This window comes from Streptomyces sp. NBC_00102, from assembly GCF_026343115.1.
GTDB lineage: Bacteria > Actinomycetota > Actinomycetes > Streptomycetales > Streptomycetaceae > Streptomyces.
Genome location: NZ_JAPEMC010000001.1, coordinates 3791384 through 3816074, shown reverse-complemented (window position 1 = coordinate 3816074; position 24691 = coordinate 3791384). Strand labels below are relative to the sequence as shown.

General features: G+C 71.7%; 19 protein-coding genes and 1 pseudogene. 6 read left to right on the top strand and 14 right to left on the bottom strand.

Annotated elements, in window-relative coordinates; genetic code table 11:
• Positions 1-311: 311 nt before the first annotated feature.
• The 5 genes from OHA55_RS17065 to OHA55_RS17045 all read right to left on the bottom strand — a co-directional run bounded on the left by OHA55_RS17065 (position 312) and on the right by OHA55_RS17045 (position 4590).
• Positions 312-509 (bottom strand): hypothetical protein, encoded by a 198-nt coding sequence (locus OHA55_RS17065; protein ID WP_266707206.1) that lies wholly within the window; start codon positions 507-509, stop codon positions 312-314.
• Positions 510-861: 352 nt separating this feature from the next.
• A complete protein-coding gene (locus tag OHA55_RS17060) occupies positions 862-2343 on the bottom strand; it encodes a class I SAM-dependent methyltransferase (RefSeq protein ID WP_266710732.1) in 1482 nt (493 codons plus the stop codon).
• A 168-nt stretch (positions 2344-2511) separates the two neighbouring features.
• Positions 2512-3108, bottom strand: a complete 597-nt coding sequence (locus tag OHA55_RS17055; RefSeq protein WP_266707204.1) for a small secreted protein — start codon at positions 3106-3108, stop codon at positions 2512-2514.
• Positions 3109-3568: 460 nt separating this feature from the next.
• Positions 3569-4045 carry an ATP-binding protein gene (locus OHA55_RS17050; protein ID WP_266707202.1) on the bottom strand — a complete coding sequence of 159 codons (477 nt, stop codon included), beginning with the start codon at positions 4043-4045 and terminating at the stop codon, positions 3569-3571.
• 191 nt (positions 4046-4236) lie between these two features.
• Positions 4237-4590, bottom strand: coding sequence for an STAS domain-containing protein (locus OHA55_RS17045; RefSeq protein WP_003967428.1), 354 nt, complete (start codon positions 4588-4590; stop codon positions 4237-4239).
• A gap of 78 nt (positions 4591-4668) precedes the next feature.
• Between OHA55_RS17045 and OHA55_RS17040 the strand changes: the two genes are divergently transcribed.
• A complete protein-coding gene (locus OHA55_RS17040; protein ID WP_266707200.1) occupies positions 4669-7254 on the top strand; it encodes a DEAD/DEAH box helicase in 2586 nt (861 codons plus the stop codon).
• Here OHA55_RS17040 and OHA55_RS17035 read toward each other — a convergent pair.
• The 7 genes and pseudogenes from OHA55_RS17035 to ssd all read right to left on the bottom strand — a co-directional run.
• A pseudogene (locus tag OHA55_RS17035) lies at positions 7229-7603 on the bottom strand (Rv3654c family TadE-like protein); the annotation flags it as partial. The gene OHA55_RS17040 and the pseudogene OHA55_RS17035 overlap by 26 nt on opposite strands.
• The gene (locus OHA55_RS17030) at positions 7600-8067 is read right to left on the bottom strand and encodes a TadE family type IV pilus minor pilin (protein ID WP_266707198.1); all 468 of its coding nucleotides are present in this window, start codon (positions 8065-8067) and stop codon (positions 7600-7602) included. The gene OHA55_RS17030 and the pseudogene OHA55_RS17035, both read right to left, overlap by 4 nt.
• Complete coding sequence (locus OHA55_RS17025; RefSeq protein ID WP_266710730.1) at positions 8054-8263, bottom strand: DUF4244 domain-containing protein; 210 nt, start codon at positions 8261-8263, stop codon at positions 8054-8056. The genes OHA55_RS17030 and OHA55_RS17025 overlap by 14 nt, the downstream gene beginning before the upstream one ends.
• A 278-nt stretch (positions 8264-8541) precedes the next feature.
• Positions 8542-9366 (bottom strand): type II secretion system F family protein, encoded by an 825-nt coding sequence (locus OHA55_RS17020; protein ID WP_266710728.1) that lies wholly within the window; start codon positions 9364-9366, stop codon positions 8542-8544.
• 29 nt (positions 9367-9395) lie between these two features.
• Positions 9396-10127 carry a type II secretion system F family protein gene (locus OHA55_RS17015; protein ID WP_266710726.1) on the bottom strand — a complete coding sequence of 244 codons (732 nt, stop codon included), beginning with the start codon at positions 10125-10127 and terminating at the stop codon, positions 9396-9398.
• A 167-nt stretch (positions 10128-10294) separates the two neighbouring features.
• Positions 10295-11443, bottom strand: coding sequence for a TadA family conjugal transfer-associated ATPase (locus OHA55_RS17010; RefSeq protein WP_266707196.1), 1149 nt, complete (start codon positions 11441-11443; stop codon positions 10295-10297).
• Positions 11440-12495: a septum site-determining protein Ssd gene (gene ssd / locus OHA55_RS17005; RefSeq protein ID WP_266710724.1), complete on the bottom strand. Its 1056-nt coding sequence runs from the start codon at positions 12493-12495 to the stop codon at positions 11440-11442. The genes OHA55_RS17010 and ssd overlap by 4 nt, the downstream gene beginning before the upstream one ends.
• A 563-nt stretch (positions 12496-13058) precedes the next feature.
• On the opposite strand from ssd, the gene OHA55_RS17000 reads away from it, so the two are divergent.
• The gene (locus tag OHA55_RS17000) at positions 13059-13901 is read left to right on the top strand and encodes an HAD family phosphatase (protein WP_266707194.1); all 843 of its coding nucleotides are present in this window, start codon (positions 13059-13061) and stop codon (positions 13899-13901) included.
• A 474-nt stretch (positions 13902-14375) separates the two neighbouring features.
• Here OHA55_RS17000 and OHA55_RS16995 read toward each other — a convergent pair whose 3' ends face one another.
• The gene (locus tag OHA55_RS16995; protein WP_266707192.1) at positions 14376-15200 is read right to left on the bottom strand and encodes an oxidoreductase; all 825 of its coding nucleotides are present in this window, start codon (positions 15198-15200) and stop codon (positions 14376-14378) included.
• Positions 15201-15302: 102 nt separating this feature from the next.
• Between OHA55_RS16995 and OHA55_RS16990 the strand changes: the two genes are divergently transcribed.
• Positions 15303-16295: an ATP-binding protein gene (locus OHA55_RS16990; RefSeq protein ID WP_266707190.1), complete on the top strand. Its 993-nt coding sequence runs from the start codon at positions 15303-15305 to the stop codon at positions 16293-16295.
• 149 nt (positions 16296-16444) lie between these two features.
• Here the strand turns inward: OHA55_RS16990 and OHA55_RS16985 are convergent, their stop codons facing one another.
• Positions 16445-17815 carry a hypothetical protein gene (locus OHA55_RS16985; RefSeq protein WP_266707188.1) on the bottom strand — a complete coding sequence of 457 codons (1371 nt, stop codon included), beginning with the start codon at positions 17813-17815 and terminating at the stop codon, positions 16445-16447.
• A gap of 281 nt (positions 17816-18096) precedes the next feature.
• On the opposite strand from OHA55_RS16985, the gene OHA55_RS16980 reads away from it, so the two are divergent.
• The 3 genes from OHA55_RS16980 (at position 18097) to nhaA (ending at position 24668) form a co-directional block, all read left to right on the top strand.
• Complete coding sequence (locus tag OHA55_RS16980; protein WP_266707186.1) at positions 18097-20697, top strand: bifunctional SulP family inorganic anion transporter/carbonic anhydrase; 2601 nt, start codon at positions 18097-18099, stop codon at positions 20695-20697.
• Positions 20698-20934: 237 nt separating this feature from the next.
• A complete protein-coding gene (acs, locus tag OHA55_RS16975; RefSeq protein WP_323180423.1) occupies positions 20935-22890 on the top strand; it encodes an acetate--CoA ligase in 1956 nt (651 codons plus the stop codon).
• A gap of 413 nt (positions 22891-23303) precedes the next feature.
• Positions 23304-24668 (top strand): Na+/H+ antiporter NhaA, encoded by a 1365-nt coding sequence (gene nhaA / locus OHA55_RS16970; RefSeq protein ID WP_266710722.1) that lies wholly within the window; start codon positions 23304-23306, stop codon positions 24666-24668.
• Positions 24669-24691: the final 23 nt, after the last annotated feature.

Genomic DNA, 24691 nt, shown 5'->3' with positions numbered 1-24691 from the left:
CATCCACACGGCGGCCTGGAGCCACTGGAGGTGCTGTCGCTGCGGAGTGTGACGGTACAACCCGCCCCCGTGTCAAACGGCAAAAGCCCGCAACGGCCACTCGAACGGTAACCCGACTTCCGGCATTCCTGCCGCCCGGACTGTCCGTTCCGCACCGCGTACGGCCGCTGCCTGCGGGTTTCCGGGCCGCGGGGAAGGGGTGCGAAGGCGGCGCGGAGAGGGTGCGAAGCAGGTGTGAAGGGGGCGCGCCGAGGACCGGCGCGGGCGCTCCCGAGGGCCCGCCCGCCGAATGCCCGACGTACCGGCCGCGATCAGACGCCGGTGAGGACCCACACCCCGAGGACGAGGAAAGTTACGCCGAAAACCGTGGAAAGCACGGCGGCGGAGACGGGGCTCACTCCGTGGGCCACGGGCGCGCGACGGGCCGTACGCGCCCCCGTCCAGATGAGGAGCGCGGCGCCGAACAGCGCGAAGGCCGATCCCGCGAGGACCGCCGGTCCGCTCTCCATGTCTCCGCACCCCTGTCCTGGCCCGGGCCGGGCCGGCGGTCCGGGGCGGCCGGACCCCGGCGGGGCCGGCTCGTCCCCAGGACGCGCAGAGCGAGGCTGCCACCCCTCGACGACGGCCACACGAACCCCGGATGAACAGCGCTCCAAGGCGCCCGCCCGAACAGCCCGCCCCACCGGGGGACGCAGAACGCGGCAGGTGCGTACGCCCTGCTCAGGGCATGTGGCGCCTGCCGCACGGCGCGTCGGGTCAGGTCGGGTGCGGCGAGTCGGGTGCGGCAGGTCGGGTGCGGCAGGTCGGGTGCGGCGAGTCGGGTGCGGCCCGTACGCGGCGGGTCGGACCGCGCGTGCCGGATCAGACCGAGCGCCCGGCCCCGCCCGCTCCCGGAACCACCGGTTCCAGGAAGCCCTCCTCGACCAGGAGCCGGATCGCCTGGGGCGTACGGTCCCGCAGCAGCACCGGGTCCTCGCCCATCAGCTGGGCGATGGCGTCGAGGATGCGGCCGGCCGGCAGCGAACCGTCGCAGACGCCCGCGAACCCGGCGCCCACCGAGTCGACCTTGGTGGCCCGGCGCATGCCGCGGTGCTGCCGGAGCACCACGTGCTCGGGGTCCTCGGCGCCCGGCAGCCCGACCTGCTCCTGGACGACTTCCTCGGCGAGCACGAAATGGCCCGCGAGCAGCGAGGCATCGTCCTGGGCTCGCAGATAGTCCTGGCGGTCGAAGTGCGCGAGGACGGCCGGGCCGAGGGGCTGCTCGATCGAGTGCGGCCACTCCTCCACGACGATCGACGGCTTCCCGGCCGCGGCCGCGGCGGATTTACGAACCGTGATCCAGCCAAATCCGACCGCGGTGGTCCCGTGCTTCTCGAACTCGTCGAGCCAGGCTTCGTACCGGGAGGTGTACTCGGCCGGGTCGGAACGGTGGTCGCCGCTGTCGCGCAGCCACAGCTCGGCGTACTGCGTGACGTCCCGCACCTCGCGCTGCACGATCCAGGCGTCGCAACCGGCCGGCACCCAGGAACGGAGCCGGTCCTGCCATTCCTCGCCCTCCACGTGCTGCCAGTTGGCGAGGAACTGGGCGTACCCGCCTTCGTTCAGCCGGGCGCCCGACTGCTGGACCAGGGTGCGGCAGAGATCGTCGCCGCCCATGCCGCCGTCGCGGTACGTCAGGCGGGCACCGGGAGAGATGACGAACGGCGGATTCGAGACAATCAGGTCGTAGGTCTCGTCGGCGACCGGCTCGAAGAGGGAGCCCTCCCGCAGATCGGCCGGGGCGGCGCCGGAGAGAGCGAGCGTGAGCCTCGTGAAGTCCAGGGCACGCGGATTGAGGTCGGTGGCGGTGACGCGCGTGGCGTGCTGCGCCGCGTGGAGCGCCTGGATACCTGAGCCCGTACCCAGGTCGAGAGCGGAGGCCACCGGGGTACGGACCGTGATCCCGGCGAGCGTGGTGGACGCGCCGCCGACGCCGAGGACGACCCCTTCCTCGTGCGATCCGATACCGCCCGCGCCACCGACGGCACAGCCGAGGTCGGAGACGATGAACCAGTCCTCCCCCTCGGGGCCGCCGTACGGGCGGACGTCGACGGTCGCCCGCACTTCCCCGTCCGCCTCGCGCACCCAGCCGTCCGCCAGGCAGAGGGCGAGCGGAAGGGCTGCTTCCGCCCGGTCCGCCGGGACCGGCCGCTGAAGGAGGAAAAGCCGCACCAGCGTGTCGAGGGCCGTGTCGCCCCGGGTGGCGCGCAGCGCGGGAACCGTCTCGGCGCGCGCGAGGGCCGCGTAGGCCGGGGCCCCGAGCAGTTCCAGGAGTCCGTCCGCCGTGAACGCGGCAGCGAGCAGCGCCTCACGGAGTGCGGGAACGTGCTCGGACCGCGGAAGGCGGTGCCCGGAGGGGCTCGTCGGTGCTGAGGGGCTCTTCGTACTCACGCCCCCATTGTCGCCGCTCCCACCGACAACGGCAGCGGCCCGGTCCCCCACGAGGGGTGACCGGGCCCAGTGCCGCGGAGGCTACGAGGCCTTGGCCGAGGAGGCCGGGGCGCCCGATCCGGGGGAGGCGGAGGCCGAGGGGCTCTTGCAGCTGTCCTGCTTGGCCATCGCGTTCCCGACCTCGCCGGACTGCAGCTTGTTCAACGCGTCGGCGCCGCTGCCGCTGATGTTCTTCAGCTCGTCCGCGATGTCCGCGAGACCGTCGGCGAACTTCGCCTGGTCCTCGGTGTCGAGCGCGTCCACCTTGGTCTTGAGCTGCGCGTACGCCTCGGAAGAGGCGTTGAGCCCCTTCACCGCCTCCTGCTGAGTGGCCTCACCGTCGTCGACGGGCGGGGCGCCGGCCGAGTCCACGGCCGAGCCGAGCGCCTTGTACGCCTCCGAGATCTGCTGGAAGGCGGCCGAGTCGGTCCGCTGCACGTCGGCGGGCTGGCTGTTGTCCGCGGTCTGCTCCTGGATGGCGGCGTTGGCGTCCGCGATCTTCTGCAGCTGCGGATGGATCTGGTCGCACACCTTCTTGGCCCAGTCGTCGACCTCGTCGTTGCTGTCGTCGCTGCAACCCGCCAGCGCCAGTACGAGTACCGCACCGCCGGACAGTGCGGCCGCAAGCTTCTTGTTCACCGAATCGGTCCCTTCCAAGGCTCTCGGCCCCGGAACTTACACGCCAAGTGGGCGACAACCGGGCGCCGGTCTCCCGGTACGTGCCCTTTTGCAGCCATTTGCATCAAGAGGATCGGGGGAGATTCAACTCACCCTCCGCACCCACGCCGACCAGGCGAACCCCATCACGGACAGCTGCTCCACCTTCACCCGAATGGATGAACACCCCGCTCACGAACACCACCGCTCGGACCGTACGGCCGGCTCACCGTCAGCCGTCATGAGCCGTACACGAGGTGAGCGTTCGTCATTTTTGGACAGGGGCAGAAAGCTGCGGACCGAGCGTGGGCACGCAGAACCGATGAGCGAGCCGGGGCAGCCGGGTCGGCCAACACGGGCTCCGTACAGCTACGTTCCGGGCAGGCCGGGCAGGCCGGGCAGGCCGGGCAGGCCGGGAGCAGCCTCGGCCGACGAAGAAACGTCAGGGAAAGACCACGGCGGGTGCGGTCGGCCACGTCATACGGATCACGCCGCCATTCGCCCCCGAGCGGACCTCCACGTCGTCGACCAGGCCCTTGATGACGGCGAGGCCCATCTCGTCCTCACCCTCACCGTCGGGCTCGGGCTCCGGGTCGTCGAGTCCCACCGGTACGACCGGCGAGGCCTGGCGAGCGCCGGGAACGGCACCTGCGGCATCGTTTCCCGGACCCGGCACGTCGTCGCCGACCTCGATGGAGAACGACTTCTCCTCGTCCGTCAGCACCACGGCCACCGGGGTGTCGATGCCATGAGCGTGGTGCAGCCCGACCGCCCGGCTGCACGCCTCGCCCACCGCGAGCCTGACCTCGTCGAGCACCGCTTCGTCGACGCCGGCCCGGCGTGCCACAGCGGCTGCCACCAGGCGGGCCGTCCGGACATGTTCAGGCTGTGCGCTGAAGCGGAGTTCAACGGTGGCCATGAGATCCCCCTCGAACGTAGGGCGTGCTTCTCAGAGGCCCGGGCCTGGCGCCCGTACCCCTGGTCTCTTCCGGAGCCCACGGAGCGGACGGCCGACACGAGGTCGGCCGCCTGCTCAGCGCGGCCCGGCGCGGCGGCTGCCGTCCGGGCCGTCCGCGGTCCGCCGGCCGGGGCCGGCGGGCCGATCCGACGTCAGTCGGTCGCGGCGACGGCCTCGTCGACCGTGGTGTGAATCGGAAACACCTTGGTCAGGCCCGTGATCCGGAAGATCTTGAGAATGCGCTCCTGGTTGCAGACCAGGCGCAGAGAGCCCTCATGGGCCCGGACACGCTTCAGGCCACCCACCAGCACGCCGAGACCGGTGGAGTCGAGGAAGTCGACGCCCTCCATGTCGACGACCAGGTGGTAACTGCCGTCATTCACCAACTCGACCAACTGCTCGCGCAGCTTGGGCGCGGTATACACATCAATCTCGCCACCGACCTCGACGACCGTACGGTCGCCACCAGGGCCGGACACATTGCGAGTCGACAGGGACAGGTCCACGGATCCTCCAGCACCTTGCTATCGAGCGGTCGCCCCTCGGTCTCCCCGACGGAGCCAGGGGACGGATCGCCAGCCGCGATGGCATTCAATCACTTACCAGCAGCCATGCACGACGCCTTGGGACCATTGTCCGTCACGCCAGTGACACACTCGGTGCCGATGGCCAAGAATCACCGCCCCAGCGGACCCACCGAGAGCGGAGACTCCCGCCCCTCTCCCGACATGATCCTCGACCGGCTCGCCGCAGGGGCGGGCCGGGCCGCGCGCATCACTCATACGGAGCACTTGCCCCCGCGACCGGGAACCCATGCCATCTGGCCGGATCGCATCCGTCCGGAAGTGATCGCGGCCATCGGGCGCGCCGGAATCGATCATCCGTGGGTCCACCAGGCAGCAGCGGCCGAGTGCGCGCTCGACGGCGAATCCGTGGTGATCGCCACCGGCACGGCGTCCGGAAAGTCGCTCGCGTACCTCGCCCCGGTACTCAGCGCGCTGCTCGACGGCTCCGAGGCCCCGAACGGACGTGCGGCGACCGCTCTCTACCTCTCCCCCACGAAGGCTCTCGCGGCCGACCAGCGCCGGTCGGTGAAGGCCCTCGCCTCGCCGCTGGGGAACGCGGTCAGGCCCGCCGTCTACGACGGCGACACGCCCGTGGAGGAACGCGAGTGGGTACGCCAGTACGCCAACTACGTCCTCACCAACCCCGACATGCTGCACCGGGGAATCCTGCCGTCCCATCCCCGCTGGGCCTCCTTCCTGCGCGCTCTGCGCTTCGTCGTCATCGACGAGTGCCATACGTACCGGGGCGTCTTCGGCTCGCACGTCGCCCAAGTCCTGCGCCGCCTGCGGCGGCTGTGTGCCCGGTACGGCTCCGATCCGGTCTTCCTGCTCGCCTCGGCGACCGCGGCCGAGCCGTCGGTCGCGGCCGGCCGGCTCACCGGCCTGCCGGTCAAGGAGATCGCCGACGACGCCTCCCCCCGCGGCGAACTCGTCTTCGCGCTCTGGGAGCCGCCCCTCACCGAGATGCGGGGCGAGAAGGGCGCGCCCGTGCGGCGTACCGCCACCGCGGAGACCGCCGACCTGCTCACCGACCTGACTCTCCAGGGTGTGCGTACGGTCGCCTTCGTCCGCTCCCGGCGGGGTGCGGAACTCATCTCCGTGATCACCAAGGAGCGGCTGGCCGAGGTCGACCGCTCGCTGCCGGGCCGGGTCGCGGCCTACCGGGGCGGCTACCTGCCGGAGGAACGCCGCGCGCTGGAGCGGGCCCTGCACTCCGGTGAACTCCTGGGTCTGTCCGCCACCACCGCCCTCGAACTGGGAATCGACGTCTCCGGTCTGGACGCCGTCGTCATCGCCGGTTACCCGGGCACCCGGGCCTCCCTCTGGCAGCAGGCGGGCCGCGCCGGCCGCTCGGGCGAGGGCGCCCTGGCCGTTCTGGTGGCACGGGACGACCCGCTGGACACCTTCCTCGTGCACCACCCGGAGGCCCTGTTCCACCAGCCGGTGGAATCGACCGTGCTGGACCCGGACAACCCCTACGTGCTCGCCCCGCACTTGTGCGCGGCCGCCGCGGAACTGCCGCTCACCGCAGCCGACCTCGACCTTTTCGGTCCCACCGTGCCTGAGCTGCTGCCGCAGTTGGAGGCGGCGAAGCTGCTCCGCAAGCGGGCGGCCGGCTGGCACTGGACCCGCCGCGAGCGCGCCGCCGACCTCACCGACATCCGGGGCGGCGGAGGCCGGCCGGTGCAGATCGTCGAGGAGGGCACCGGCAGGCTGCTGGGGACCGTCGACGAGGCCGCCTCCCACACCGCGGTGCACGAGGGAGCCGTCCACCTCCACCAGGGCCGCACCTACCTGGTGCGGAAGCTGGACCTGGAGGACTCCGTCGCGCTCGTGGAGGAGGCGAACCCGCCGTACTCGACGAACGCCCGCGACACCACCGCCATCACCGTCCTGGAGACCGACACCACCATCCCCTGGGGCGACGGGCGGCTCTGCTACGGCTCCGTGGAGGTCACCAACCAGGTCGTCTCCTTCCTGCGCCGGAAGCTGATCACCGGAGAGGTGCTGGGCGAGACCAAGCTCGAACTGCCGCCCCGCACCCTGCGGACCCGGGCCGTCTGGTGGACCGTCACCGAGGACCAGCTCGACGCGGCCCGGATCAACCCGGAGATCCTCGGCGGTGCGCTGCACGCCGCCGAGCACGCGTCGATCGGGATGCTCCCCTTCTTCGCCACCTGCGACCGCTGGGACATCGGCGGGGTCTCCGTACCGCTGCACCCCGACACCCTGCTGCCCACCGTCTTCGTGTACGACGGCCATCCCGGCGGCGCCGGGTTCGCCGAGCGGGCCTTCCACACCGCCCGCGCCTGGCTCACCGCGACCCGGGAAGCGATCGCGTCATGCGAGTGCGAGGCGGGGTGCCCCTCCTGCATCCAGTCCCCCAAGTGCGGCAACGGCAACGAGCCCCTTCACAAGCGGGGAGCGGTACGGCTCCTGACCGAACTCCTCAGGGCCGCCCCGGCGGACCCGTCGGCACCGGAGGGCCAACCTGCACCGGGGGGCGGACCTGCGCCGGGGAGCCGTCCTGCACCGGGGAGCCGTCCCGCACCGGGGGGCCGGGCAGCGCCGCCTGCGCCACCGGAGGCCCCGCGCGGGACCTGACCTCCGGCGCGTACGGCCAGAAAGGCGCGCGGGCCGTCACATCGGCGATCTCTCCCCGCACCCGGCACCGCACCAGCACTGCGCCCTGCGCGTCCGCCACCCGCCGGGCCGCCGCGCAGGCCGCCGCCTGCCCCTGGAGAGCCTGGTCGGCCGCGGCGAGGGCAGCCAGGTCAGCGGCCCCGCCGGCCCGGTGCCGAGCCGCGACCGCCTGTCCGAAGGCGAGGATCACCCCGCAGACGGCGCACAGAGTGGCCACCGTCAGGGCCACCCACACGGTCGCCACTCCCCGATCACGGCACCCCTGAACGCCACGGCTCCGGAGACGGGGGCGACCGCCGAGCGGGATCATGGCACGTCTCCGGCGGTGTCCGCGCTTCCGTCGGCGCTCCCGGGACCGGCACCCACCGTGTCCTCGGCCAGGGCTGCCGCGTCGGCGCTCAGGGTGAGCGCCAGGGCGCGCGGCCCGGGTGTGGGCGCCTCCACGCGTACGCGCCAGAGCGCCCCCTCCCTCCGCACGACGACCCGTGCCCTGGCGGGGGCGGCCGCGGTGGCCGCGTCCCGCACCGCCGACTCCGGTTCCGACCGCGCGGCGGCCCGCGCACCGGCCCGGGCCGCGTCCACGCAGCGGATCTGGTCGGCTGCCGCCACCAGCGCCCAGACCAGCACCAGTGCGAGGGCCACCAGCACCGGCAGCACCATCGCGGCCTCGGCGGTGACCGACCCCGTGTCCCCGCCGCCGCACCGGACCCGAAAGGCGCGCCCGCCCCCCGGACGCTCCCGTTGCGACCCGTCCACCCGCTCAGAACGTTCCATCGAGCGCCCCCTTGATCAGCGACTGCAACGCGTCCCGGACCGCTCCGCTGTTGACCACTTTGTAGAGCACGGCGGCGAACGCGCAGGCGGCGATCGTTCCCATGGCGTACTCGGACGTGGTCATCCCGCGGTCGGACCGGCCGTACCGACGGATCCACCAGTCCCGCCACCCGGCTCCCCGCACGACGGCGCCCAGCCTTCCGGCTCCCCGCCTTCCGTCGCCCGTTCCGAACGCGGGGAGCCTGGGGAGCCGGCATCGCGCCGGTCGCACCTCCCTGCCCAGGCCATGGCGTCCGCGTCGGCCACCCACCTTTCCGCCGCGCGTGCCGCCGGAGACGTATCCACTCGTTTCGATGTCCACTCCGACACCCGTCCCGATGTTCATTTCAGCCCTCGTTCCGCCCTTCGTCGGGCATGGTTGGACGACGGGCGCACCTTCGGCGCGCCCGTGAGAAAAGGATTTCGGCAGCCCGTTCAGCCGGCGTGCAGGATTCCTCCCGCCAGGCCGACGATCACCGGGGCGACCCCGACCGCCAGGAAGGCCGGGAGAAAGCAGAGACCCACGGGGGCCGTGATCAGCACGCCCGCGCGCTGGGCCCTCGCCACGGCGGCATCGGCGCGCGCGGAACGTATGGCGTCCGCCAGCCGGGCGACCGGCTCCGCCGCCGGAGCCCCGGTCTCACCTGCACGGTCCAGACACCGGGCCAGCGGACCCGCCCCCGGGATCTCCCCGAGAAGGCCCCACGCACGGCTGGGATCTCCGCCCAGACGGATCTCGACGGCGGCACGGACCAGTCGCTCACCGAGGGGTCCCCGGAGCGACTCCCCCACGGCTTCGGCGGCCTGCCGGGGACCGGCACCGGCGGAGATGCACGCGGCCAGCAGATCGGCCGCCAGCGGGAGTTGCCGGGCCGCCGACGCCTCGTCCGCCGCCGACGCCACGTCAACGTCCGGCCCCGCGGAACCGGCCGCTCGCCGGGTCCGTCCGGTCGGACGGAGGCGCCGCACCGCAGCGGCCGCCCCCACACCGGCCAAGGCCCCCATGACTCCGCCGACGAGAATCCACGCGGCCAGACCCGCACCGAGCGGCTCTCCCCACCGCGTCACAGCGTCACGGACCGCCGGGGCCGAACGGGACGGCACCCGCCGCGCCCGCTTCCCGCGGAACGGGTCCGTAGCGCTGCCCGTCCTTCCGAGGAGCCCCTCGCATCGCCTGCGCCGGGTCCTTTCCCGACGGCTTCCGGTCACCGACACCACCAGGCACAAGAGCGCAGCGCCCGCGGGGACGCAGATCCCCAGCCTGTGGACAACTTCTCCGGGCACGGCGTTCACCCCTCGTCCCCCGCACGCACGATCCAGCCCGCCCAGCCGAGCCCGACCGCCTCCAGCACCAGCCCCGCCGCCAGGCAGAACAGCCCAGCCGGGGTGTGCAGCAGCACGCGCAGGGGCTCGGCCCCGAGCGCGGCACCCATGCCCAGCCCTGCCAGCGGCAGCAGCGCCAGCACCACCACCGTCGACCAGGCCCCGGCGAGCCGGGCCCGCAGCTCCTCCCTGCGTCGCCGCTCCGCCCGCAAGGCTCCCTCCAGCCGGTCCAGCCCCGCCGCGAGTCCGGCGCCGCCGTCCACCGACACCCGCCAGCACGCCGCGACGCCGGCCAGCGACGCCGGCCCCGGGGGGAGGGACGCGCGGTGCAGCGCGGCAGGCACATCACCGCCGAACCTCGCCGCGGCGAGCACCGCCGACTCGGCGGGACCCAGCCCGCGCGTCTCCCGTACCGCACGGATCAACGCCTGTCCCGGTTCGCGGCCGGCGCGCAGTTCACCGACGACCGCCCCGCAGAGCGCCACGACCGCCTCGTCCGACCGCTCGTACGCGGCCCGTCCGGCCCGTCCCCGCAGCCACCGACGCACCAGCGGCACCGCCGCCGCGCCCGCGATCAACGGCAGCCACGACTCCCCGAGGACCGCGAGTGCCACGGCGACCGGAGCACAGGCCCATTCACGACGGCGTATCAGCAGCTCACCCGCCCGCGCGCGCACCACCGACGCATTCCGCGCCACCGTCCCCGTCAGGTACACGCCCCCGCCGCGCGCGGCCGAGGCACCCCGCACCACTTCCGCGCACCTTTCCCGCGCCGTCCCGCCGGAAGCGCGGCGTACGACCAGCAGAACCGTGAGGGCGGCACAGGCCGTCGCTCCCCACGTCGTGAACGCGGGCGTCACTCCGGTCACCAGGCACCCCCGACGAGCGCCGCCAGCCTCTGCCAGCCCGGGGCCCGTACGAAGCCGTCCGCCGCGCCCGTCAGCGCCGGCACGGTGAACACCAGCCCGTCGGAGTCGCGTTCCAGCACATGGACCTCGGCAAGTCGCCGGCGTCCCGTCCGATCGCGCACCAGGTGGATCACCACGGAGAGCGCAGCGGCCAACTGGCTGTGCAGCGCGGGCCGGTCGAGCCCCGCGGCCGTACCCAGCGCCTCCAGGCGAGCGGGTACGTGCGATGCCGCATTGGCGTGCACCGTCCCGCACCCGCCCTCGTGCCCGGTGTTCAACGCGGCCAGCAGATCCGACACTTCAGGCCCGCGCACCTCGCCGACGACCAGTCGGTCCGGGCGCATGCGCAGGGCCTGGCGGACCAGGTCCCGAAGGGTCACCAGCCCCGCCCCCTCCTGGTTGGCGGGCCGGGACTCCAGCCGCACCACGTGCGGGTGGTCCGGACGCAGTTCGGCCGAGTCCTCGGCCAGCACGATCCGTTCGTGCGCTCCGACCTCACCCAGCAGGCTCGACAGCAGGGTGGTCTTCCCCGCCCCGGTGCCCCCGCTGATGAGGTAGGAGACCCGGGCGCGCACCAGGCTCCGCAGCAGCCGTTCGCCGCCCGGCGGCAACGTCCCCTCCCTGACGAGCTCCTCCAGGGTGAAAGCCCGGGGACGGACGACACGCAGGGAGAGACAGGTCGACCCGACGGACACCGGAGGCAGTACCGCGTGCATCCGCGTCCCGTCCGGCAGCCGCGCGTCCACCCAGGGCCGGGCGTCGTCCAGTCGTCGGCCGGCCACCGCCGCGAGACGCTGCGCGAGCCTCCGCACGGCCGCGGAGTCGGGGAAGGTGACACCGGTCAGCTCCAGACCGCCGCCCCGGTCCACCCACACCCGGTCCGGCGCCGAGACCAGGACATCGGTCACCGCCGCGTCGGCGAGCAACGGCTCCAGCACCCCCGTGCCGACCAGCTCACCGCGCAACTCGGCCGCCACCCCCAGGATTTCCTGGTCCCCCAGCAGCCCGCCCTGCGCCCGCACCGCGGCGGCCACGCCCGCCGGTGTCGGCACCGTCCCGCTGAGCGCCAGCCGCTGCCGCACGGCGTCCAGCAGCGCCTCGGTCACGACGCCCCTCCCACCGGAACGGGAAGTCCGCCTACGTACGCCTTCTCCCAGAAAGCGGCACAGAATCGGGCGAGAGGTCCACGCGGTCCGGCACCCGGCGGAAGGACACCGTCCTGATGCGCCGACACCCCCGGTTCCACCGGGAGTTCCCCCAGAAGCGGCAGGGCAAGCGCGCGGGCCACCCAGGGACCGTCCAGGCCGGGGGCGAACGGCGCCCGGGCCACCACCCGCAGATCGGCGAGGGCCGTCCCGACCGCCGACGCCACACACTTCGCGGCTGCCACGGCGCGCAGTTCCCCCGGCACCACCAGCAGCCCGAGATCGGACTGGGAGAGCGCTTCCGCGACCCCCTCGTCCACCTGGCGAGGCAGGTCCACGACCACCACGCCGCCCAGCCGCCGGGCGGCCGCGAGCACCGACCGTACCGCCGGGGGAGGCACGACACCGCCGCACTCACGCCCACGGCTGAGCACCCGCAGCCCGTGCAGGGCGGGCAGGGAGTCCTCCAGGACACCACTCCCGAGCCGACCCCTGGTGTGGGCGAAATCGGGCCATCTCCGGCCCTCCGCGCGCTCTCCACCGAGCAGGACGTCGATGCCGCCTCCCAGCGGATCACCGTCGATCAGCGTGGACCGCAGACCCTCCCGGGCGGCGGTCACGGCGAGCGCGCAAGCGAGCGTCGACGCGCCGGCCCCACCCCTGCCGCCCACCACCGCGACCGTGAGCGCGGGATGTCCCGCCCCCTCCGTCGCATTGGCGAGCTGCTCGATGAGCCAGCCCTCGGCGTCGGGCAGCCTCAGCACGTGCTCGGCGCCGATCTCGACGGCCTGGCGCCACACGTCCGGCGAGTCCTGGTCCCGCCCGACGAGCATCACCCCGCGACGCCGGGGGAGCCCGCGGCACCGCCGCACCGCGTCGTCGCCCACCAGGACCAGCGGGGCCCGGAGCCACACCTCACGGTCCTCCGGTACGCCGTGGTGGACCTCCGGTTCCGCACCCGCCGCCGCGCAGAGGCGCAGCAGATCGTCGAGCAGTTCGACGTCCTCGGTCACGACCAGCGGTACGCCGCAGCGCTCTTCGGCGATCGGGAATCCTTGTCGCGCATGGGATCGGTTCACGATCTCCACCCCTTCTCACAGCTGCTCGAGGCCGTTCACGCAGGCCCCGGAACATTCCGGTACAGGTGATTCCGGAACCCGCGGACTTCACGGGTGGAATCACCATGCGATCTCCCGGAAAAAGATGTGGATCTTGGTGGAGAACTGTGGACAACTCTCACGTTGTGAATAACTCGGCCACTCGAATCGGGGACATTCGAAGCGCAACCCTTTCGCTACGCACAGTTACGTGCAACGCTGTGCACAGACACCCGGGAACCAGGACCGCCGGAGCAGCACAGAGGGGAAAACGTGCGATTCCGGGGAAAAACCCACCCGGACATGCGACGACCCCCGCCGGGGGGGAGAGCGGGGGTCGTCCCCACGGCCGACTCGGGGGGGGGGAGGAGTCGGACCGGGTTAGCACGGTCGCGAACGATCCGTGACTTCCATGGTGTACCCGAGCACCTTGCCAGGCAAACCCACGCGCCCGAGTTTGCGCCGAATGGAGGCCCCCTATGCTCTGCCTTGTGGAAAACCGCTTCTCGCCGCGCACCGCCGCCTTCTTCGACCTGGACAAGACGGTCATTGCGAAGTCTTCGACGCTGGCCTTCAGCAAGTCCTTCTACCAAGGCGGCCTGATCAACCGCCGCGCGGTGCTGCGCACGGCGTACACACAGTTCGTGTTCCTGGCCGGGGGCGCGGATCACGATCAGATGGAGGGGATGCGTGAATATCTCTCCGCGCTCTGCAAGGGGTGGAACGTGGCGCAGGTCAAGGAGATCGTCGCCGAGACCCTGCACGACCTGATCGACCCGATCATCTACGACGAGGCGGCCACCCTCATCGAGGAGCACCACGCCGCCGGCCGTGACGTGGTGATCGTCTCCACGTCGGGCGCCGAGGTGGTGGAACCCATCGGCGAACTGCTCGGCGCCGACCGGGTCGTGGCGACCCGGATGGTCGTCGGCGACGACGGCTGCTACACGGGAGAGGTCGAGTACTACGCCTACGGCCCGACCAAGGCAGAAGCCGTCAGGGAGCTGGCCGCGTCCGAGGGGTACGACCTCTCGCGTTGCTACGCCTACAGCGACTCCGCCACTGACGTCCCCATGCTCGAGTCGGTCGGCCACCCGCATGCCGTGAATCCGGACCGGGCCCTGCGGCGCGAGGCCGCCGCCAGGCAGTGGCCGATCCTCGTTTTCAACCGTCCGGTCCGGCTCAAGCAGCGCCTGCCCTCCTTCTCCCTGCCGCCGCGTCCGGCACTCGTGGCCGCGGCAGCCGTGGGCGCGGCCGCCGCCACCGCTGGGCTCGTCTGGTACGCCACGCGCCGCCGCGCGGCAGCCACCGCATCCGCCTGACCCATGCCCGCGCGCGGAGTGCGGGCATGGGTTCCGCCCGCCGGTCCGCGGGTGATTGAAGGCGAAAGTAAAGAAGTGGAGCCCGGGGTACCGCTTACCCCGCTCCAGGAGTACAAAGGAGTCAACGGCCCGCGAGACCGAGGACATCCGAGAGGATGACCTTTCACGCAGCAAGGCCCCACGGACCGCGCATGAAAGTCGGGCACCCACGCGACGTCGACCCGTCGATTACGGGCCAGCCGCACCAGGCCACGGGCAAAGAACCCGACCTGATGGGCAAAGATCGAGGACGCTTGGTAACCCGGCGGACGTGCCAGCGGCGGTACCGGTTCCGGTACCGCCGCAACTCTTCGCCCCGCGATTCCCGGCCACGGACCGACCGGACGGGCCCTTGCGCAGCCCGGGACGCGCGAGTCGCCCGGACTCCCCGTCGGCACCCGCACCGAGGCGGAGGGCACTTCTGCCCGGAAACGGTCAGGCGGCTCCGCGCTGCAGTGCCTCGCAGACCGCGGTCGACTCCCTGACACCCAGTTCCACCGCACGCCCGCAGTGCGCGATCCAGGCCGCCATCCCCTCGGGCGTGCCCGACACGTACCCCTCGAACGCCGCCACGTACGCGGCGCGCCCCTGCTCCGCGTGACCGACCTCGGCCGGGCAGATGGACTTCGGGTCCAGACCGCTGCCGATCAGCACGATGCGCTCGGCACTCCGGGCCACCAGCCCGTTGTGCGAACCGAAGGGACGAAGCGCGAGGAGTTCGCCGTGCACGATGGCGGACGTCACCAGCGCCGGCGCCGAGCTCCCGTCGATGATGAGCCGCGACAGCCCTTCGAGTCGCCCGGCCACCTCGTCGGCGTCCGGCAGAGGCGCCTCCATCAGGGGTTCGTCCACCGGTTCCCCGGCCAGCCGGGGTCGCCCCACCGCGTCGTCGGGGGTCGCCCCTCCGGCCGCCACCAGGTGGAGCCTGGCCAGTACCCGCAGGGGTGACTGCCGCCAGATGGAGAGGAGTTGACCGGCTTCGGCGGTGAGGCGCAGCGCCGCGCCGACCGTCCGAGCCTCGAGGTCGCCACTGAAGTCGGTTCGGCGGCGCACCTCCTCGAGGTTCCAGTCGGCGCCCGACAGCGCCGCCGAACCACGCGCCCCGCGCAGCGCGGCCTCCGAGGTCACCTCATTGCTGCGGCGGCGCATCACGCGGTGGCCGTAGACCCGGTCCACGGCCTTGCGGACCGAGTCCACGGAGTCGGGGACCCCCGGCAGGGCGGCGAGAGCGGCGAGCGGGTCCGAGGCAGTCGTACTCATAAGTAGGGAGGCTACGCGCCCCATACACCCTCGCCACCCCCACGTGTTGTTCTTCACGAAGCACGACGACTTTCCGCGATGATGCGACTACCCTAGGTGAACATGAAGATCGCTTTCGTAGGGAAGGGCGGCAGCGGCAAGACCACGCTGTCCTCTCTCTTCATCCGCCACCTCGCCGCCAACGAAGCCCATGTCATCGCCGTGGACGCCGACATCAACCAGCACCTGGGAGCCGCACTCGGCCTCGACGAGCGGGAGGCGGCCGCGCTTCCCTCGATGGGTGCCGAGATGCCACTGATCAAGGAGTACTTGCGGGGAAGCAACCCGCGCATCGCCTCCGCCGAGACGATGATCAAGACGACCCCGCCCGGCGAGGGCTCGCGCCTGCTGCGCGTCCGCGAGGACAACCCCGTCTACGACGCCTGCGCGCGTACCGTCCGGCTCGACGACGGCGACATCCGGCTGATGGCCACGGGCACGTTCGCCGAGGCGGATCTCGGGGTGGCCTGCTACCACTCCAAGGTGGGCGCGGTGGAGCTCTGCCTCAACCACATGGTCGACGGCCCGGACGAGTACGTCGTGGTCGACATGACCGCCGGATCCGACTCATTCGCCTCGGGGATGTTCACCCGGTTCGACATGACGTTCCTGATCGCCGAGCCGACCCGCAAGGGCGTATCGGTCTACCGCCAGTACAAGGAGTACGCGCGGGACTTCGGCGTGACGCTCCGGGTGGTCGGCAACAAGGTGCAGGGCCCGGATGACCTGGACTTCCTGCGCTCCGAGGTCGGCGAGGACCTGCTCGTCGGGGTCGGCCACTCCGACTGGGTACGGGCGATGGAGAAGGGCCGGCCGGACCGCTTCGAGCTGCTGGAGGCCGACAACAGGATGGCGCTCCAGGCCCTCCAGGACGCGGCCGAGGACTCGTACGAGCTGCGCGACCGGGAGCGGTACACGCGCCAGATGGTGCACTTCCACCTGAAGAACGCGGAGAGCTGGGGCAACGACAAGACGGGCGCCGATCTGGCCGCCCAGGTCGACCCCGCGTTCATCCTCGACGACCGCCTGGTGACGGGCGTGGCCGCTCCCGTGTGACGAGCGACGACCGCGGCCCCGCCGGTACGGGCCGCGACGGAGGGGCGGGAACCGCGCGGGCACACCCGCAGCGGTCCCGCCCTCGCACAGCCACAGCCACAGCCACAGCGGAAGCCGCGGTCGCAGCCGCAGCCGCAGCCGCAGAAACGTTACTTCTGGTGAGCGTCCCTCGCCGCAGCCTTCTCGGCCCGCTCGTCCGCGGCACCCTTGTCCGCGGCACCCCTGTCCGCCGCACCCTTGCCTGCGGGACTCATCGGCTTCGCACCGGCGGCCGCCGCGGGAGCCGCGAGATAGGACGGCCAGCCGCCCTTCGGGGCCTCCCCGACACCGAGCGTTCCGAGCTTGGCCAGCACCGCCGGGTCCTGGGCGTCCAGCCAGTCGGCAAGCTGGCGGAAGGAGACGCAGCGCACGTCCGACTTGGTGCAGACGGACGCGATCGTCTCCTCCACGGCACGCATGTAGGTGCCGCCGTTCCACGACTCGAAGTGGTTGCCGATGATCAGCGGCGCGCGGTTCCCGTCGTACGAGCGGTCGAAGGCCTCCAGCAGGCCGTCGCGCATCTGGTCACCCCAGTACTCGTGCTCCGCCGGGTCCCCCTGGGTGACGCCCGACTGGTTGAACATGAAGTTGTAGTCCATCGAGAGCGTCTCGAAGTCGCGCCCCGGGACGGGCACGAGCTGGAGCGAGAGGTCCCAGAGACCGTCCTTCTTCGCGGGCCAGACCTGGTTGTTGATGCCGCTGGAGTCGTAGCGGAATCCCATGCCCCGGGCAGCGGCGACCATGTTCTTCTGACCTTCGAGGCAGGGCGTGCGGCCGCCGACCAGCTCCTTGTCGTAGTCGAAGGGCAGCGGGGCCTCGGGCTTGAGCTCCGGCTCGTTCGTCTTCCAGTTCTTCACGAAGGACTTGGCCTGCCGGATCTCGCTCTTCCACTCGTCCACCGACCAGGTACCGACGCCGCCGTCCGGGCCGCAGAAGTGGCCGTTGAAGTGGGTGCCGATCTCATTGCCCTCCTTCCAGGCGGCGCGCACCTCCCTGAGGGTGTCGTGGATGCCCTTCGCGTCGTTGAAGCCGATGTCGGAGCGGCCGGGCGAGTGCTGGGGCGGGTCGTACAGGTCCTTCTTCTCCTCGGGCAGCAGATAGACGCCACTGAGGAAGTAGGTCATCTTCGCGCCGTACTTCTTGGCGACGCCGCGGAAGTGGGAGAAGAGCTTCTGGCTGTCCTCGCCGGCGCCGTCCCAGGAGAACACGACGAACTGCGGGGGCTTCTGTCCCGGCGCGAGGCGCTGGGCGACAGGAAGGTTGGGCTGAGCGCCCGTGAACGCCGTGGAGCCGTCGCCGATCAGCTGAACGACGTTGCCCGGTGCGGGAGCGTTCTGCCCGTCGGGCTTCTCCTTGGTCCCGTGCGCCTTCTCGGCGCCGGCTCCCGACGCCCCGGTTCCGGCTCCGGAACAGCCGGCCAGAGCGGCGAACACGGCTGCGGTGGTGACTCCCAGGGCGACTCTCTTCGTGGTGGCGATCATCCGCCCACCTCTTCCTTGCGGCTCGATTGCGTGGAATGTGCCGACCGGCGCGGTCACGTTCACACGCAGCTCGGACACCCCGGAGCGACATGCTGAATGAAAAGATGCTTATTCACTGCATTGGGTGATTACGTGGGCTATTTGCCTGATATGTGAGCCGCATTTCTTTACTCTGCATTACGATCCATTTACCAACAGTTGAGAAATCCCGCCGCTGCACGCCGTGACCCACGGCCGCGTCCCCCACGTTCCGCGACCGCGCTGCCCCGGAGGAGACGGGAATGCCCGCCTGCGTACCCACCCGAAATGACCGAAACCACCACGACTCCCCTCTCCCCCGTACCGCCGGGGAGAAGAGGCCGCACAGCCCGCCGCCGCGCGGAGGCCGCCGTTTCCGCGTCACCGCGGGCGACCTCTCCGCCTCGATCACGGTCTTCCTCATCGCCGTCCCCATGTCGCTCGGCCTCGCCGTCGCCATGGACGCACCGCTGGAAGCCGGCCTCATCTCCGCGGCACTCGGCGGCATCGTCGCCGGAATGATCGGCGGTACCCCACTCCAGGTCAGCGGGCCGTCCGCCGGACTGACCGTCGTGACAGCCGAGTTGATCCAGGTCTACGGCTGGCGCACGACCTGCGCCATCACCGTCGGAGCCGGTCTGCTCCAGATCCTGCTGGGTTCCCTGAAAGCGGCGCGTGGCGCCCTGGCGGTCAGCCCCGCGATCGTCCACGGCACTCTCGCCGGCATCGGAGTGGCCATCGCGCTCGCCCAGTTGCACATCGTCCTCGGCGGTTCCCCACAGAGCTCCGCGATGGACAACGCCCTCGCGCTGCCCGAGCAGTTGGCCCGGATCAGTCCGGCCGCCCCGCTGATCGGAGGCCTGACCATCGCCCTGCTGGTGCTGTGGCCGCGGATCCCCGGTGCCGCCGGCCGGGCACTCCGCAGGATTCCGGCCGCGCTCGCGTCGGTCGCCGCGGCCACGGCGGTGGCGGCCGTCGCCGCGCCCCACATCAGCCGGGTGGACCTGCCCTCGTGGAGCTCGCACGCCCTGCCCGAGATGCCCCGGGGCCCGGTACTCGCCCTCGCCACCGCCATGTTCACCGTGATGCTGGTCGGCAGCCTCGAATCGCTCCTGGCGGCCGTGGCGGTGGACAAGCTGGCCTCCGACCGCACGGCCGAACACACCCAGCGACAGCCCGACATGCCCCCGCCGCGCGTCGCCCGCTCCGACCTGGACCGCGAGTTGCGGGGCCAGGGCATCACCAACCTTCTGGCCGGAGTGCTCGGCGGCCTCCCGATCTCCGGTGGTGCGGTGCGCAGTTCGGCGAACGTCCGCGCCGGAGCCACCGGCCGCGCGGCGACCGTACTGCACGGTGTCTGGGTGCTGCTCGCGGCCGGATGCCTGGTCTCGGTACTCGAATGGATTCCGCTGGCCGCACTGGCCGCCCTCGTCATGGTGGTCGGCATCCAGATGGTGAACTACGCCCACATCAGGAACGTCCACCGGCACCGCGAATTCCTCGTCTACGGCGCGACGATCACCGGTGTGATCGTGTTCGGCGTACTGGCCGGCGTGGCGATCGGCATCGCGGCAGCGGTCGGCATGGCGCTGCACCGGCTCGCCCGCACCCGTGTCTCCGTGACGGAAGGCGACGGCGACGGCGGCCGCTTCCTGGTGACCGTGCGCGGCCAGTTGACCTTCCTCGCGGTACCGAGGCTCAGCCGCGTCCTCAACCAACTCCCCCAAGGCATCGACGCGATCGTCGAACTGGACGGCTTTTTCATGGATCACGCGGCCTACGAGGCCATTCAGGACTGGCGCACCACACAGGTCGCCCACGGCGGCAGCATCGTCTTCACCGGCAGGTCGGGAGGGAGGATCGGGGAACCCGCGTCGGCCGCGCACTCCTGCTGTCGTCCGTGGACTCCGTGGCGCAACCACCACTGCCACGACCGCCCGCACCAGCCCACCACCGCGGCGGAGCGCCCCGGTGCGAGGGCGGGACGCTCCGGAGGATCTCCGGATCCGCACTCCGCCGGGGCCTCCGGGCACGACGCGGCGCCCGGAGGCACTCGCGGGCGCGGCAGCGCGCACACGCTGCTGAGCGGTATCAGCTCCTTCCAGCTCAATACGGCCCCGCTGGTCCGCGAGGAGCTCGCACGCCTCGCGGCGGAGGGCCAGCGCCCGTCCCAGCTCTTCCTCACCTGCGCGGACTCCCGGCTCGTCACCAGCATGATCACGTCGAGCGGTCCGGGCGATCTCTTCACGGTGCGCAACGTGGGGAACCTCGTGCCCCCCTCGGGCGCGGACGGTGACGGCGGCGGGGACGACTCCGTGGCCGCGGCGATCGAGTACGCCGTGGACGTCCTGCAGGTCGAATCCATCACCGTCTGCGGGCACTCCGGCTGCGGCGCCATGCAGGCACTCCTCAACGCCGAACCGGGGACGCCGAGGACCACACCCTTGTGGCGGTGGCTGCGGCACGGACTGCCGAGCCTGGAGCGGATGTCGTCCCGCGACCACTCCTGGGCGCGCATCTCCGGCCGGATGCCGGCCGACGCGGTGGAGCAGCTCTGCCTGACCAACGTCGTCCAGCAACTCGACCACCTCCGCGCACACGAGTCGGTTGCGCGCCGGCTGGCGGACGGGACCCTTCAGCTGCACGGCATGTACTTCCACGTCGGAGAGGCGCAGGCCTACCTGCTGACGGAGGGCGTCAGTTCAGGCTCGGGCCCGGACGAGGTCTTCGAGCGGGTCGCGCCGGGCATCGACATCGGTCCGGAGAAGCCGGACCGGGTGGCGGCGCTTCCCGAGGACGGTCCGGCGGCGGCGCTCCCGGAGGACGGTTCCGGCCGGGAGGAGGCCAGACACAGCCTCGTCTGAACCGGTGGCATCCCGGGGCCGTGAGACCTTGTGGTTCAGCCACTCCACCGCGGGCACGGCAGAAGTCGGTACGACGCCCCGTACCGGCCTGCCGTGCCGGCGGCACGAGTCGGCGGAGCTCCTCCATACACGAGGAATAGGTCTAAACCAATTCCCGGCAGACACTTGTCACTCGGCCTTTCGCCTGATGAGCTATGCCCCGGGACACAACGGTCACCCTGGGAATGGGAGATGTTCGTGAGCAACGAAAGCCTGGCCAACCTGCTGCGGGAAGAACGCCGGTTCGAGCCGCCGGCCGAGCTGGCCGCGAACGCCAATGTCACGGCGGAGGCGTACGAACAGGCAGCCGCGGACCGGCTGGGCTTCTGGGCCGAGCAGGCCCGCCGCCTCACCTGGGCCACCGAGCCGACCGAGACGCTCGACTGGAGCAACCCGCCGTTCGCCAAGTGGTTCGCGGACGGCACGCTCAACGTCGCGTACAACTGCGTGGACCGCCATGTGGAGGCGGGCAACGGCGACCGCGTCGCCATCCACTTCGAGGGCGAGCCGGGCGACAGCCGGGCGATCACCTACGCGGAACTGAAGGACGAGGTCTCCCGGGCGGCCAACGCGCTGACCGAGCTGGGCGTCGGCAAGGGCGACCGGGTCGCCGTGTACCTCCCGATGATCCCCGAGGCCGCCATCACGATGCTGGCCTGCGCCCGCATCGGCGCCGCGCACTCGGTGGTCTTCGGCGGCTTCTCCGCGGACGCCATCGCGGCCCGTATCCAGGACGCCGACGCCAAGGTCGTCGTCACCGCGGACGGCGGGTACCGCCGCGGCAAGCCGTCGGCGCTGAAGCCCGCCGTGGACGACGCCGTGTCCCGTATCGAGAGCGTCGAGCACGTCGTGGTCGTGCGCCGCACAGGTCAGGACACCGCGTGGACCGAGGGCCGCGACGTCTGGTGGGACGAGATCACCGGCCGTCAGTCCGCCGAGCACACCCCCGAGGCGTTCGAGGCGGAGCAGCCGCTCTTCATCCTGTACACCTCCGGGACGACGGGGAAGCCGAAGGGCATCCTGCACACCTCCGGCGGCTACCTCACCCAGGCGGCCTACACCCACCACGCCGTCTTCGACCTCAAGCCCGAAACCGACGTCTACTGGTGCACGGCCGACATCGGCTGGGTCACCGGCCACTCGTACATCGTCTACGGGCCGCTCGCCAACGGCGCGACCCAGGTCATGTACGAGGGCACCCCGGACACCCCGCACCAGGGCCGGTTCTGGGAGATCGTGCAGAAGTACGGCGTCTCGATCCTCTACACCGCGCCGACCGCGATCCGGACGTTCATGAAGTGGGGGGACGACATCCCCGCCAAGTTCGACCTGAGCAGCCTGCGCGTCCTCGGCTCGGTCGGCGAGCCGATCAACCCCGAGGCGTGGGTCTGGTACCGCAAGCACATCGGTGCCGACAAGTGCCCCGTCGTGGACACCTGGTGGCAGACCGAGACCGGCGCGATGATGATCTCGCCGCTGCCCGGCGTCACCGCGACGAAGCCCGGCTCCGCCCAGCGCGCCCTGCCCGGCATCTCGGCCACGGTCGTCGACGACGAGGCCCGCGAGGTTCCGGACGGCGGGGGCGGCTACCTCGTCCTCACCGAGCCGTGGCCGTCGATGCTCCGCACCATCTGGGGCGACGACCAGCGCTTCATCGACACCTACTGGTCCCGGTTCGAGGGCAAGTACTTCGCCGGCGACGGTGCCAAGAAGGACGACGACGGCGACATCTGGCTCCTCGGCCGGGTCGACGACGTCATGCTCGTCTCCGGTCACAACATCTCGACCACCGAGGTCGAGTCCGCTCTCGTGTCGCACCCGGCGGTCGCCGAGGCGGCGGTGGTCGGTGCGGCCGACGAGACGACCGGTCAGGCGATCGTCGCCTTCGTCATCCTGCGCGGGACGGCGACCTCCTCCGACGAGCTGCTGGCCGAGCTGCGCAACCACGTCGGCGCCACGCTCGGTCCGATCGCCAAGCCGAAGCGGGTGCTGCCGGTGGCGGAGCTGCCCAAGACCCGCTCGGGCAAGATCATGCGCCGCCTGCTGCGCGACAAGGCCGAGAACCGTGAGCTGGGCGACGTGACCACCCTGACCGATCCGTCCGTCATGTCGCTCATCCAGGCCGAGTTCCCCAAGACCTCCTCCGAGGACTGAGCACACACGGCCCAAGGGCAACCAGCAGACGTACGGCTCCGAGGGGCATCCGGCAGCGCGCCGGATGCCCCTCCGGCTTGCCGGCGGGCGGTCTACAGTGGCCGTATCCGCCCATGAGCGGAGAAGATCTTCATAGGGGTGCCGGGAAGTCTGGTCGGCGAGTTCGCCAGCCATGTCCTCGCCGCCCCGAACCGGAGGTCTCTCCCGTGGCCGAGCCCCGCCGCACCCCGCCGTCACCGGATTCACCCGCACCGCACTCAGCGGCATCCCACTCGGCGGCATCGAAGCCGCCGGACTCGCCGGCCCCTGACTCACCCGCCCCTGACTCACCGGAGCCCGGCCCGGCAACCCCGACACCCCCTTCCGCCCGCGCCGCTGCCACCGGTGCCACCCCGGCAACCCCCCGGGCGACCCTGCTGGGCCGCCTGTCACTGCCCGAGCGGACCTACCTCGCGGACGCGTTGCGCACGGAGACGGTCGGCGGAGTCGTGCTGCTGGTGGCGGCCATCGCGGCACTCGTCTGGGCCAACGTCACCGGCTCCTCCTACACGGCCGTCAGCGACTTCCACTTCGGGCCGGGGGCTCTCGGCCTCGACCTCTCCGTGGAGCACTGGGCCGCGGACGGGCTGCTCGCCGTCTTCTTCTTCGTCGCGGGAGCGGAACTCAAGCGGGAACTGGTCGCGGGTGAGCTCCGCGACCCCAGGACGGCCGCCCTGCCCGTCGTCGCCGCCCTGTGCGGCATGGCGGTGCCCGCGCTCGTCTACGTACTCACCAACGCCCTCGCCGGGGGCACCCTGGGCGGCTGGGCCGTACCGGTCGCGACCGACATCGCCTTCGCGCTCGCGGTCCTCGCCGTCCTCGGCACCTCCCTGCCGGGGGCGCTGCGCGCGTTCCTGCTGACGCTGGCCGTCGTGGACGACCTCTTCGCGATCCTGATCATCGCGGTGTTCTTCACCGAATCGGTCGACTTCCTGGCCCTGGGCGGCGCCCTGGTCGGGCTGGCGCTCTTCTGGGCCCTGCTCCGCTTCGAGGTACGCGGCTGGTGGGTGTACCTGCCGCTGGCGCTCGTCATCTGGGGCCTGATGTACAACAGCGGCGTCCACGCCACCATCGCGGGCGTCGCCATGGGGCTGATGCTGCGCTGCACCCCGCGCGAGGGTGAGGAGCGGTCCCCCGGCGAGCACATCGAACATCTGGTGCGCCCCCTCTCCGCCGGGGTCGCGGTCCCGCTGTTCGCCCTCTTCGCCGCCGGGGTCAGCCTGCGCGGCAACGCCCTCGCCGAGGTCTTCACCCGGCCGGAGACGGTCGGGGTGGTCCTCGGCCTGGTCGTCGGAAAGACCATCGGCATCTACGGCGGATCCCGGCTCGCCACCCGGTTCACCCGGGCCGAGCTCAACCCCGACCTGGCCTGGGCGGACGTCTTCGCGGTCGCCTCTCTCGCCGGCATCGGATTCACCGTCTCGCTGCTCATCGGCGAGCTCGCCTTCGCCGGCGACGAGGAAACCATCAACGAGGTCAAGGCGTCCGTTCTGCTCGGTTCGCTCATCGCCGCCGTAATCTCCGGTGTACTGCTCAAACTCCGGGTACGCGTCCACCGGGCGCTGTACGAGGCTGAGGAGCGGGACGAGGACGCGTCGGGGGTGCCCGACATCTACGAGCAGGACGATCCCGGGTACCACCTGCGGATGGCCGCCCTCCACGAACGGAAGGCGGCCGAACACCGCCGTCTCGCCGAACGGGCGGGGGCAGCGCGCAACAAGCCGGACAGTCCGGCATGATCTGTCACCGGATGTGTTGAAGA